The sequence below is a fragment of the Larkinella terrae genome, assembly GCF_009668025.1.
Lineage (GTDB): Bacteria > Bacteroidota > Bacteroidia > Cytophagales > Spirosomataceae > Larkinella > Larkinella terrae.
This window is the reverse complement of the sequence record NZ_WJXZ01000015.1, coordinates 209,237-222,016: the sequence shown is the minus strand read 5'-3', so window position 1 is coordinate 222,016 and position 12,780 is coordinate 209,237. Positions and strand designations below refer to the sequence as shown.

At 50.3% G+C, this 12,780-nt stretch carries 11 protein-coding genes; 3 read left to right on the top strand and 8 right to left on the bottom strand.

Annotated elements, in window-relative coordinates:
• Positions 1-18: 18 nt before the first annotated feature.
• The 6 genes from coaE to nusB form a co-directional block, all read right to left on the bottom strand.
• Complete coding sequence (gene coaE / locus GJJ30_RS30145; RefSeq protein WP_154178952.1) at positions 19-639, bottom strand: dephospho-CoA kinase; 621 nt, start codon at positions 637-639, stop codon at positions 19-21.
• The gene (locus tag GJJ30_RS30140) at positions 636-1,424 is read right to left on the bottom strand and encodes a YbbR-like domain-containing protein (protein ID WP_310588433.1); all 789 of its coding nucleotides are present in this window, start codon (positions 1,422-1,424) and stop codon (positions 636-638) included. Before GJJ30_RS30140 ends, coaE begins: the two co-directional genes overlap by 4 nt.
• Positions 1,425-1,524: 100 nt before the next feature.
• Entirely contained in the window at positions 1,525-1,842 is a 318-nt protein-coding gene (yajC, locus tag GJJ30_RS30135; RefSeq protein ID WP_170299308.1) for a preprotein translocase subunit YajC, read from the bottom strand.
• 48 nt (positions 1,843-1,890) lie between these two features.
• Positions 1,891-2,331, bottom strand: coding sequence for a DUF1573 domain-containing protein (locus tag GJJ30_RS30130; protein WP_154178951.1), 441 nt, complete (start codon positions 2,329-2,331; stop codon positions 1,891-1,893).
• A 62-nt stretch (positions 2,332-2,393) separates the two neighbouring features.
• Positions 2,394-2,696, bottom strand: coding sequence for a YtxH domain-containing protein (locus tag GJJ30_RS30125; protein ID WP_154178950.1), 303 nt, complete (start codon positions 2,694-2,696; stop codon positions 2,394-2,396).
• Positions 2,697-2,758: 62 nt separating this feature from the next.
• Positions 2,759-3,928: a transcription antitermination factor NusB gene (nusB, locus tag GJJ30_RS30120; RefSeq protein ID WP_229313562.1), complete on the bottom strand. Its 1,170-nt coding sequence runs from the start codon at positions 3,926-3,928 to the stop codon at positions 2,759-2,761.
• Positions 3,929-4,265: 337 nt separating this feature from the next.
• Between nusB and GJJ30_RS30115 the strand changes: the two genes are divergently transcribed.
• The 3 genes from GJJ30_RS30115 to GJJ30_RS30110 are packed head-to-tail and all read left to right on the top strand — an operon-like array spanning position 4,266 to position 6,716.
• Positions 4,266-6,047 carry an ABC transporter ATP-binding protein gene (locus GJJ30_RS30115; RefSeq protein ID WP_310588432.1) on the top strand — a complete coding sequence of 594 codons (1,782 nt, stop codon included), beginning with the start codon at positions 4,266-4,268 and terminating at the stop codon, positions 6,045-6,047.
• Positions 6,048-6,100: 53 nt separating this feature from the next.
• Positions 6,101-6,313 carry a hypothetical protein gene (locus GJJ30_RS32120; protein ID WP_170299307.1) on the top strand — a complete coding sequence of 71 codons (213 nt, stop codon included), beginning with the start codon at positions 6,101-6,103 and terminating at the stop codon, positions 6,311-6,313.
• A complete protein-coding gene (locus GJJ30_RS30110; protein ID WP_170299306.1) occupies positions 6,279-6,716 on the top strand; it encodes a putative toxin-antitoxin system toxin component, PIN family in 438 nt (145 codons plus the stop codon). Before GJJ30_RS32120 ends, GJJ30_RS30110 begins: the two co-directional genes overlap by 35 nt.
• 11 nt (positions 6,717-6,727) lie before the next feature.
• Here the strand turns inward: GJJ30_RS30110 and GJJ30_RS30105 are convergent, their stop codons facing one another.
• On the bottom strand, positions 6,728-7,477 hold the full coding sequence (locus GJJ30_RS30105; RefSeq protein ID WP_154178948.1) for a 4'-phosphopantetheinyl transferase family protein: 750 nt from the start codon (positions 7,475-7,477) through the stop codon (positions 6,728-6,730).
• Between the two features lie 32 nt (positions 7,478-7,509).
• On the bottom strand, positions 7,510-12,774 hold the full coding sequence (locus GJJ30_RS30100; protein ID WP_154178947.1) for a non-ribosomal peptide synthetase: 5,265 nt from the start codon (positions 12,772-12,774) through the stop codon (positions 7,510-7,512).
• Between the last annotated feature and the right edge of the window lie 6 nt (positions 12,775-12,780).

The following is a 12,780-nucleotide window of genomic DNA, read 5'->3' as shown; positions in this document are numbered from 1 at the left end:
GTACGTAAAAAAGGCGGATTATTCTTCTGCCCGGCTGAAGATTTCATGAAGCCGGACAACCTGGGGAATCAGCAACTGGGTTTCGTTATTATAAATCACGTAATCTGCCATTTCGATGCGTTCCTCGTCGCTGATCTGCCGACTGATGATGTTCTTGATTTCTTTTTCCGACCGGTGCGGATCGCGTTTGTGAATACGGTGAATACGCAGCTCCAGGGGCGACTGAACGACGATCAGCTTATCGAGATTATTGCCGTCCTGACCGGCCGCCCGCAGCAAAGCCGCTTCCTTGATGACGTACGGTTTTTCCGAAAAACCGCTCGCCCAAAGGGCGGTGTCGGCATACACGCGCGGGTGAATCAACGCGTTGAGCTGCTGCAGTAAATCGGGTTTCCCGAATACCTGCGCGGCCACCCAGCTTCGGTCGTAATAGCCGGTCGGACCGTACGCTTCGGGACCCAGCAACCGGGTCACATCCGCTTTCAGAATAGCGTCGTGATCGACCAGCCATTTTGCCCGTTCGTCGGCGTAATAAACGGGAATTCCAAAGGCTTCAAAAATGCGACACACGGTGGTTTTTCCGGAACCAATTCCGCCGGTGACACCAATTAACAGGGGCCTTTTCGAAGGTAGGCTCATTTTTTACGGGAAGATTTGCCTTTGACAGATTTTTTGGGTTTGGCCGCTTTCGTCGTTTTAACCGGTTTTTCAGGTTGGGGCGCGGGAGGAAGTGGAAGCGGCTGGAGTAATTCAGCGACTTCAAAACTAACCGCTACCTGATCGGCGCTGGCCCGAATGAGCGGATGGCGGGGAATAGGCAGCCGCAGTTCTTCGTCGTAACTAAGGGCCAGCCGTCGGGCCGGAATCTTCACTTTGATGGTGTCGGGCATGGCGCGCAACAAACGGGCCGGGCCCTCAAACCGGATACTTCGGGGTGATACGTTGATGAAGCTCGACACCACCATGCGGTCCGCCAAGTCGATGCCCGCACTATCGATAACGATGGGCGCTTCCTGAACGGCCAGTCGGTCGAAATTCAGCGCCAGCGTGTCACCGGCAATAAAGTTAACCCGCACATCCTTTGCGTGATCGGTTAGGGCTGCCGCCAGGGAAGTCGTATTGATAAACCTGGTTTCCAGCGGATGCGGAACCGGGTAGCGGATGGGCTGCGACCGAAACGGCAACCACGACTTCCGAAAGAGCTTCCAGCCGTTACCGGTTATGCTGACGGTAATGGTTTTGGGTAAAGGGCTCGTCGGAACGTACAATTTCTGGTTGTAAACAAACTCGATCGGATACTGTACACTAACCGTATAATTGTTTTTGTTGAGGGCATTCAACAGCCAGATAACCGCAGCCGCCACCAGACACAAAACCAGTGTCGGCAGTTGAACAGGACGTGATTGGGTGGTGGTCAGAGGCACAAGTGAAGAAATAAATGATGGATCATGGATGATGAACGATGAATGATTTTCGCCGATAAACATTCATCGTTCATCATCCATAATCCATCATTAAATTTAATTACGCGGGTTGTTTAGCTGTAGCTTCGCGGGAAATGGCGGTTTTTTCAAACGTCAGTTTCAGCCCTTTGTCAACTTCCAGCGTGATGGTGGTGCCTTCAACGGAGTAGACTTTGCCGTGCAATCCGCCAATGGTAACCACGCCGTCGCCCTTTTTGAGGTTTTCGATGAAGTTTTTCTGATCCTTCTGCTTCTTCTGTTGCGGCCGAATCATGAAAAAGTAGAACACAACAAAAATGCCGACCCACAGCACGATGTTCCAAACCATGGAATTGGACGAACCGCCCGGCAACTGCAGTAAAATTGACTGAAAATTCATCTTGAAAAGGGGAAGTTTAAAATGGACGATTTGCTATTTTTTGCGCGTTTATTTAGCACTGCTGACCGAGCTTGAATCCGGACGCGGGTTGACCATGACCCGAAAAGCGAGTTCGGTGTAGGCCGGATCGGTATTGGCGTAAACCGTTACGGTTTTGTTCTGAACGCCCCGTTTTCCCTGGCTGTTGAACAGCACTTTGATGGACGATTCCTGGCCGGGTTCAATCGGGGTTTTGGGCCATTCGGGGGTCGTACATCCGCAGGAAGCCTGAATGTTGTTGATAATCAGCGGAAATTCCCCTTCGTTTTTAAATTTGAACTGGCGCGCAATGGTATCTCCTTCGGTAAGATCGCCAAAGTCGTAGACGCCTTTATCGGCAAAAACAATCTTGGGCATTTTTCCCGACAGTTCTTTCTTCGAGTCTTTCTGGCTCTGATTGCAGGCCACCGCACCAGCCAGGAGCAGCAGACCAAGAATAACGTTTTTCATCACGTGGTTTAACAGAATAATGGTCAGAAAACCGTTCATTTTCTGACCATTGTATATGAAATTTAGGAGCCCTGCTGCTTGATTTGAGCCATCAGACGGTCAACGTCTTCCAGCAGTTTTTCGGCTTTCTCGCGGGCATCGTTCACCACCCGCTGTCCTTCGGTTTTAGCCACACTCGCGGGCAACTGATCGGTTCTTAAAACATTATCCAGCAGGTAGCGGAGTTGTTCACGGTATTTCGACAACCGGTAGGTCAAACGGTCGCGGGTAACGGCCCCTTTATCGGGCGCATACAGTAAACCCAAAGCGGCTCCGGTTACACAACCCGTAATGAAAGCAGTCAGTATTTGGCTTGTTCTGTTCATAATCGTACTTGGTTGTCCGTTGTTTATCCTAGTTACGCATAAACAACCGGAAAGACTAAACTTTATTTATTATCCAGCAAGCCCCGGCCGCTTTTGCGAAGCTGGCCCGAGGTTTTCAATTTTTCCGACAAACTGTCCAGAATGCCGTTGACAAATTTGCCACTTTTTGGCGTACTGTACACTTTCGCCAGTTCGATATATTCGTTAATGGTTACTTTAACCGGAATGTTTGGGAAATTCAGTAACTCGGCCAGGGCCAGTTTCAGAATGACTTTATCCAGTTGCGCCACCCGCTCCACGTCCCAGTTGGTCAGTTGATCGGCCAGCAGACTTTCGTATTCGTCATCTTTTTCAATGGCTTTTTTATACAGCGTTTCCAGAAAAAACCGGTCTTCTTCCCAATCTTCGGTCAATGCCAGCAGTTTCAGCCCGTCCGCCGTCTGGACGGATTTCAGCGTTTTAATGGCCATGCTCCGCACAATTTCGCCGTTTTCGGACCAGCTCAGGTCTGCTTCCTCAAAATAACTTTTGGCGGGTTCCTGTTTCAGCAACACACTGCGCAGCACGTGCTGCACCAATTGCTGGTCTTCGTCGGCGGTGTGCTGGGCGGTTTCACAGTACGCGCGGTACGTATCGTCTTCTTTCAGGATGTCGTTGTAAATGGTCCGCACCATCTGAAAATCTTCACCCCACTCGATTTTCCGCCGGATCTGTTCGACTTCCAGCGGTTTGTGTTCGCGCAAAGCTCTGATAATCCGGTTACTGTCCAGTCCCGACTCTTTGGCAATCGGACGGGCGTCAACGTCTTCGTATTGGCGCTCACGGTCGATCTGGGCAACGTGCGCCAGTTCGAGGAGCAACGTCAGCAGCCGGATGTAGGAATTATCCAGCGTCCGAACATCGTCGATCAAGGCCTGCAAAACCCGCTGGCGTTCTTTGCCAAGGCTGTTCCGGTAATCGACCAGCGCCTGGTTGGCAGCAATCAGCACTTTACGCGGAACGTCCTCTTCTTCCGACGGTTTGCCTGCTTTCAATCCTTCTTCAAACAAAACCGTTGCCAGTCGGCGGTAGCCTTCCAACTGCTGAAGGTTCTGTTCCTCCATTGAATTGAGGTCACGCTGAAAAGTTTCGGTAATGGTATCGACAGCTAACTGCCGATTTGATAATTCGGATTGACGCAGGGCGTAAAAGGCCTGCATCACTTTAATCCGCAATAAACGTCTGTTTAGCATTCTGGTCCGGCAAGAAACAAAGAACTCGGTTCGATATTTCGAAGATTGGTAATTGGGTACAAAAGTACGGAAAATGTCTGAAACTGTCTTGAACTCGGATTGCACAGATTAAAAGATTAAGAGTCTTGTACGCGGATTAAAGGATTAACTAAGATTATCTTTGTGTCTTTTTGTCCGGAGGCTATCCCTTTAATCCTATTAATCTGTTTAATCTGTGCAATCCTGGTCAATCCTTTAATCTGCGGAATCCGAGTTCAGGACAACAAACTATTCCGCTCCGTTTTCTGTTACCGACCCAGAAACCCTATATGTTTCATTGAAAGCCGTCCCCTGATTTGTGAAAGCACTTTCCCACCTCAACAAATACTTACTGAAATACAAATGGTACCTGATCTGGGGAACCGCTTTTACCGTTATTTCCAACCTGTTCGGGATTATTCCGGCCCAATTGGTGCGGTATTCGCTCGATCTGGTGAAGGAAACCCTCGACATTTATTTTCTCTACAACGGCAGCCGACTCCAAAGTAACTTATACGATGTCTTTGCCTTCAGTATTCTGTTTTACGGTCTGCTGATTCTGGCGATGGCCCTGCTGAAAGGCTTCTTTCTTTTTCTGGTCCGGCAAACGCTGATTGTAATGTCGCGGCACATCGAATACGACCTGAAAAACGAAATTTACGTTCACTACCAGACGCTCCCGCTGAGTTTTTTCCGCCAGCACAACACCGGTGACCTGATGGCCCGGATTTCGGAGGACGTCAGCAAAGTGCGGATGTACATCGGTCCGTCGATCATGTACGGTTTGAACCTCATTACGCTCTTTGTGCTGGTAATCAGCTACATGGTTTCGATCAACGTCCGGCTGAGCCTATACGTTCTCCTGCCTTTACCAGTGCTTTCGGTCGCGATTTACGTGGTCAACACCATTATTATTAAACGTTCAGAAGAAATTCAACGGAGTCTTTCGCGGCTATCTACCTTTGTTCAGGAAGCATTTTCGGGGATTCGGGTACTGAAAGCCTTTGTGCGCGAAGACAATTCGGCGGCCAATTTTACGGCTGAAAGCGATACGTACAAGCAAAAATCACTGCAACTGACGCGCGTCGATTCGCTGTTTTTTCCGCTGATTATGTTACTGGTCGGTTTTAGTAACGTACTTGTTGTTTACGTTGGCGGGCAGGAAATTTTGACCGGGCGGCTGACGCCGGGGAACATCATGGAATTTATTTTGTACGTCAATATGCTGACGTGGCCGGTGATGGCCCTCGGCTGGACGACCAGCCAAACCCAGCGGGCTGCGGCTTCCCAACAGCGGATTAACGAGTTTCTGGCCGTCAAAACCGATCTTGTTTCGGAAAAATCGCTGGAACGCGAGGTTGTTGGTGAAGTTGAATTCCGGAATGTCCGGTTTGTGTACCCGGATTCGGGCATTGTCGCCATCAAGAACTTTAATCTGAACGTCAAAGCCGGTGAAACCGTGGCCATTCTGGGCACAACGGGCTCGGGAAAAAGTACGCTGGCGAACCTGCTCACGCGCATGTACGACCCAACCGAAGGTCAGATTCTGATCGATGGCATTCCGCTGAAGGATTACAGCCTAATGAGCATTCGCCGGCAAATGGGGTACGTGCCGCAGGAAGTGTTTCTGTTTTCCGAAACGATCAGTAACAACGTCAAATTCGGGATGCCGGATATGCCGCAGGAAAAGGCGGAACAGGCCATTAAAGACGCTGATTTATACCAGAATATCATTGAATTTCCGGAGAAGTTCGAGACCCGGATCGGGGAGCGGGGCGTTACCTTATCGGGTGGTCAGAAGCAGCGGCTTTCCATTGCCCGCGCCATTGCCCGCGATCCCAAAATCCTGATTCTGGACGATTGCCTGTCGGCGGTCGATACCAACACGGAAAACATCATTCTGAATAACCTCCACCGGATTATGGAAAACCGCACCTCCGTGGTGATTTCCCATCGGGTTTCGTCGGCCAAGCTGGCCGACCAGATCATCGTTCTCGACGAGGGCGAGGTGGTTGAACACGGCTCGCACGAGGAACTGCTGGCGGCCAACGGCGTCTACCGCGAACTCTATGAGAAACAGTTGCAAACCGAGGAAGCGTGAGATTTTATGTTAATTTAGAGTGTTATATGTTAGGTGAAAACCAAGCAAAAGTCATGACACAGACCGAGTTTATTAAGACGTTTGAGACGTTTTCGGCGAAAGATCGACGCGAAATAGCCAGAAAATTGCAAGTCCGGCTACTTGATGACCTCTTCGAAGAGCTTGATGCTGAAATGCCTGATGTTGAGATCTCAACGGAAGAAATTCAAGCGGAAATTAATGCTTATCGGAGTGAAAAAAAACAAAAGGCTCAAAGTCATTCTTGACGCAAACTGGTATATTTCAGCCTGTATTAGCCGAAAGTCGCGCAGAACGGTTTACTATCAAATCTTGAAAAATACTGACTTACAGCTATTTTATTCGCAGGAACTGGTAGCCGAATTTGATGATGTAATAAACCGACCCAAATTCGCTAAAATTGTTACTGCCAAACAGGTAAGTCGGTTTAAAAGCATTATTCTGAAATTTTTAAATAGAACAACTTTAGGCACTTTACCTGATTTAGTTCGAGACAAGAACGACAATTATCTGCTCGGAATTTGCGCAGGTTGCCAGGCGGATTTTCTAATTACAGGTGACAATGATTTATTAGTTTTAGAGGAATATCAAAAAACTAAAATCCTGTCGATGGGCCAATTCCTTCTACTGCTTTCCACTATAAAATCGTAACTGCAAAGTGGTCAGGGTTCTGCATTGAGCATATACCGAAGTTCATAAAAATCAGCTACCCTCTCCGGTGATTCATACGCGACGGCAGCCGCGTATTCTTCCGTTACGTCAAAACTACTGATGATCCAGCGATCTGAACTTCCAATCTGTTGATTATCAACAGTGTGAGTGCCTTCCTGCGACGGAATCTGTTTAAAGTGCTCGTCGATGCCCCGACCGGTTGCTTTCACAAGGGCTTCTTTCCGGGTCCAAAGCTGGTAAAACCGGGCGCGTGGATCGGGGCTTTGTTCGATGAAAACCCGTTCCTGCGGGGTAAAACTTTCGGAGAGAATGTCCCGAAACTGAAAATCACGGTCTATTTTCTCAATATCGATGCCAACGGCGGTTTTGCTCAGGGCGATCAGCGCCCAGCCGCCGGAATGCGACACGTTATAGTGCCAGTCGCTTCCCAGAACCGACGGTTTTTTGTGAACACTTTGGACAAACCGAATGTCGGCCGGTTTTCGACCGGTGTAGTTACCCAAAAGAATGCGCAGCAATCCCCGCGTGATAATAAACCGGTGCCGGTCTTTTTCGTGGAAATACCGCTGAGCGCGGATTTGCTCGTCGGGCATCAATAACGCAGATAAAGGGTTGATAAAACCAGAAAACCGGATCAGCTCGATTCGAAAAATGGCCAGATCGGAAACCGGTAACGACTCCGGCACGTCAGACCATTTTACTGCCGGAAGGGTATTGTAAACGAGGAAAGCTGAGCCCATACGGCCAAAGATAACAGTCCGGTTTGGATGGCTTAACTATTGTCCAGCGCATTTTGCAAAACGCGGGCAAATCCTTCGTTAAATGGCGGATAGAGCATCATCTTGTGATCTCCCTGTACGTCATGCACCCGAACGCCCTTCATCGCGAAGCGGCTCCAGCCCAGAAATTTAAAATCGTCGATGTAGTAAGGCCGTTCCATCGCCCGGAAGAGATGGATAACGCCGTCGTACGGTTCCATAACGTATTTTTGAAAGACCTCCTCATTCTTATCGATAATCGCCATCATGGCGTCCGAAATTCCTTCCGGTTTGGGTCGTTTCGCCAATCCCAGCGCGACGAACAGGCTGGTTAACTGACGTTTTACGTAGCCTTTCTGGTAGTTCAGGGTAGCTCCCGGTTTTTGGAAAAGTGATTTGGTAAACCAGACCAGCTTGGGGCCCTGCCGAAGAATTTTCTTCCCGAATTTGTAGAAATTCGATTTTTCCGCCATTACCTGGTGCGCGGAGTATTCGTCGGCATTGGTATCGAAAACGCCCACCAATTTTACTTCTTTTCCCATTACCTGGAGCTGCCGGGCCATTTCAACGGCGATGTAACCACCGGATGAATAACCGGCAATGGCGTAAGGACCAGCCGGATTTTGTTCCAGAATCTCACTGATATAGAAAGCCGCGGTATCTTCCAGCGTTTCCATCGGTTGCGCATTCCCGTCGACTCCCAGAGCCTGAAGTCCGTAAATGGGCTGCTCTTCATCCATATGAACGACCAGATTTTTGAAATAAAGCAGGTTCAGATCATAACCGTGGATGACGTAAAGCGGCATTTTATTACCGGTTGGCTTAATCGGTATCAAGGATTTCCAGATCGTTGCTTTTCGTGATTTCTGCAGCAAAACCGCCAGTTTCTGAATGGTCGGGTATTCAAACAGGGTGGCCAGGGGCAGACGCTTACCGGTTTCTTTTTCGAGCTGCGTCATGACCTGAATGGCAATCAGCGAATGGCCGCCCAGCGCAAAAAAATCGTCGGTGACGCTGATGTTTTCAATGCCCAGCAGGCTTTGCCAAATGTTCAGAATCAGCTCTTCTTCAGCGGATAACGATTCCGGTTTTTCCGGTTTCTGGCTGGTTGTAATCAGTGACTTGGGTAAGGCTTTTCGGTCAATTTTTCCGTTTGGGGTGAGGGGGAGGGCCGGTAAAATGACAAACTCCGCAGGTACCATATACTGCGGTAAGGCCACCGTCAGGGATTTTTTCCATTGCTGAATCTGCTCGGCGGTAACCGTCGGCGCGGGCGTATAGGCGTGGCTGGCAAATGCCTCAATAACCAGGTCGTCGAGTCGAATCTGGTCCGGTTTTTCAGGAATGGCGTTTTTGATCGAATTGGGAATGAAAACAACCTCAAACGTTCCGGAGGATCCGTTATTCGTCCAGCGGACGTGCGGTTGAAAACCCAATCTGGGGGCTAATTCAAAAAAAAGCTCAGGGTCCGCCCCGAACGGAGCTGCATCAATTTTCGGTTTTAGCTCTTTTAGTGGGGTAAGCGGTGCTGAATTGGTCAGGGACGCCAGAAAAGCATAATCCCTGGCGATGCGATTATTGAAGATCTGACTCAACTGAACGACTTTATGCGGATTGGTCAGCAAATCTTTTTCCAACTGTTCCGCCGTATAATTCGCCGTCCACTGAATCTTTTTAGTGGCAGCAACCTGTTGGGGAGGGGTGCCGACGTACAGCCAGACATCGTAGTGATACTTCGTGGCTTCGTTCAGGTAACTACCCCGCCGGAGTTGAATGTCGACCGCAGAAATACCGGGAATAACCGAGGGGAGCAGGTAGAAAAAAGCCGGATCGGCCGTAAAATTATCTTCCAGTTTCACCCGGCGATCCACGATTTCCGAGAATTGAGCGACGGTCGTTTCGTGCGTAGAGCGCAGAAAATGGTCGTACGCGTGGTGCATTCGCAGGGTTTCCTTGCCGTGGACATCACCAATAAAAATGCAACCGCCGGACTGTACGGCATTCGCGGCCTCCCGGAGCACGTTGATCAGGTAATTAGTGTCCGGTAAATATTGAGTAACGCTGTGGATTAAAACCAGATCGAGCGACGACGCTTCAACCATCGAAAAATCGTCGGCCAGGGCATTTCTGACCGAAACGTGTTGCCATTTTTCCGGATGAAGAGCCAGCTTCTGTTTTAATTTATTCAGGGCGGTTTCGGCGTAATCTGTTGCGATATAGGATTGCGTATCAGGGGCAATTCTGAAAACCAGTTGACCCGCTCCGCAGCCAATTTCCAGTACACGCTGCGGTTTCAGCTCCTTAATCCGCTGAATGGATTGCTGCAGCCACTCGGCAACTTCCGGTCGGATATTTTTGCGGGAACTGATCAATTCAACGATGGCGACGTCGAGATTTTGCTCCGAGAGATGGATATCGCTTTCATAATGAACGCCCTGATCGTAAATGACCTTCCATTTTTCCTTCCAGTCGGGGCCCCGGCTCCGGATTTTTTCCTGCTCCGGAACCACGTAAGCGACCAGACGCTGGTCACCGGGGCGGTCTTCGCGGGCAACCACAACGGCTTCCCGAACATTGTTGAGTTGGGTAAGTGCGTGTTCGATTTCGCCCAGTTCGATACGGTGGCCCCTTATTTTCACCTGCTGGTCGATGCGCCCCAGGCAAACGATTTCGCCATTGGGAGTAAACAGACCAAGATCACCCGTCCGGTATAAAACCGCTTCCGGATCGGTATCAAAGGGGCTTTTAATGAATTTTTCTTTGGTTAGTTCGGGGCGGTTCAGGTAACCGAGCGCCACGCCATCGCCACCGATGTAAATTTCGCCCGGAAGGCCCGCCGGTAGCAGATTCCGTTTTTCATCCAGAATATAGACCACCGTATTGGCAATCGGTCGCCCGATAGATATCTGCTCATCGGTTTCGTTGCGGATTTTTTTCAGCGTCGACCAGATGGTGGTTTCGGTTGGCCCGTACATATTCCACAGTTCGTTTCCGGCTGCGGTCAATTGGTCCGCCAGATCTTTTGGCAGCGCTTCACCACCGCAGAGGATTTTCAACGGTGGCACATCGTTCCAGCCCACCGACAGCATCATGCGCCAGGTCGAGGGCGTGGCCTGCATGATCGTAATCCGTTCCGAGCGGATGAGGTCCAGCAAAACCCGGCCGTCTTTGCTCGAATCGGCATCCGTCAGAACCAGTTCGGCCCCGCTGATCAGGGGCAGATACAATTCCAGGCCCGAGATATCGAACGAAATCGTCGTTACACCCAGCAATTTGTCACCGCTTTGGATTCCGGGGGCGGTTTGCATGCTGAGCAGAAAATTGACCAGATTGCGGTGGGTAATCTGGACACCCTTGGGCTTGCCGGTCGAACCGGAGGTATATAAAATGTAAACCAGATCGGTTGCCAAAACCGTCACCTCCGGCTCCGCCGTCGAAAGCGTGACCGATTTGGCCAGCGCCTGTTCAATGGAAAGTTCGGTGGCTGTGGTGGAAAACCGGCCTCGGTATTTGCTGGAAACGATGAGCATTTTGGCCGCCGAATCCTCCAGCATAAAAGCGACCCGCTCGGCCGGATAATCCGGGTCGGTCGGAACATAAACCGCCCCCGCTTTCATAACCGCCAGCAAAGTTATAAGCATTTCCGGCGACCGGTCGACGGCAACACCGATGATATCGCCAACCCGAATGCCCTGCCCGATGAGGTAATGCGCCAGGCGGTTTACGGCGGCATTCAAAGCCTGGTACGTTAGCATTTGGTGACCAAACGTCAGGGCGGTTTTGCTGGCAAACTGAGCAGCGGCCCCAGCAATCAGTTGATGAAGGGGCGTGTTGCGCGGGTAGTCGACCTGAGTAGCATTCCAATGACTGAGTTGTTCGAGTAAACGGGAAGGATTTGAAAACCGGATAGCATCCAGCTGAATCTGAGGATCGGCCACCACGGCCCGGATCAACGACTCCAATTCAGCCATCATCCGGTCGATCGTGTCGGCTCTGAACAACTGCGTGTTGTACGACCATTCCAGCGTCAGAATTTTGTTGGAGTCGCTGACATTCAGAAAAATCTCAAAGCTTTCAAACGCCCGTGGGTTATTAAACAACTGATACGTAAGATCATGAAAATGCACACCTTCCGTCATTCCCATGTCGATGTTGAACACCACCGGTACAATCGGAATCCTGGACGAATCGCGGGGGATTTTCAGCTTTTTCAACAAGCTGCCGAACGTCAGTTGTTGATGATCAAACGCATCCAGAACGGCTTTTCGGCGCTGTTTTAAGAATTCCAGAAACTGCAGTTCGCCTTTGGGAGCACTTCGCAGCGGCAGCAGGTTGACGCAATGACCCATCAACCGGTTATAATCCAGGAGCGTTTGCCCGGCTGCGGGCAGTCCCAGTGCAATGTCTTCCTGTCCGGTAATTCGGCTCAGGAAAACCTCAAACGTGGCCATCAAAGTGGTTACAAAACTACAACCTGCCTGTAATCCCAGCTTTTTCAGGTCCGCCACGAGGTTGGGATCGAGGGTATAATCCTGCCGATTGCTTTTGAACGAGCGTGTAACGGGCCGGGGAAAATCCGTCGGTAAATTCAATACCGGAACACTCTCTCTATATTGATCGATCCAGAAATTCTCAATCTGACGGTATTCTGGGCTTTTAGCGAACGCAAACTGCTCATGAGCGTACTGGCTGAACGCCGGTGATTGGGGAAGCTCAGGCTGGCTGTTCAGTACGTAGGCGGAATAGATTTTACCTAAATCCTGTAGCATGGTACCGGTTGACCAGCCGTCGCAGATAATGTGGTGAGCCGTTAAAACGAAGTGGTGTTCATTGTCTGCTAATTTGATCAGGCTAGCCCTCAGAAGCGGGCCGCGCAGCAGATCGAACGAATAGAAAACTTCCTGTTTCAGGTAATGGCCAATCCACTGCTCCCGCGCTGAAGCCGGTTTTGCCGAAAGATCTTCGTAGAAAAGATCAATCGGAAAATCCCGGAAAACCAGAATCTGGCGCCCGTCGGCACTGAATACCAGCCGCAGCGCTTCGTGTCGCCGGATTAATGTCCGCAAGGCTTCCTCCAACGCATTTCGGTCGAGACGACCCTGAAACCGCAGCGAGCTCGATTCGTTGTAGGCCCGATTTGCATCGTCACCACCGAGCAGACAGGCCGACCAGATTTCCACCTGTGGTTCGGTGGCAGGAGCCAGGCGAATGAGCTCCGGCCCCGCAAATGGATCAAAATCAACGGGAACGAGGTGTGGAGAAACAGCGTGATCAACCATGCAAAA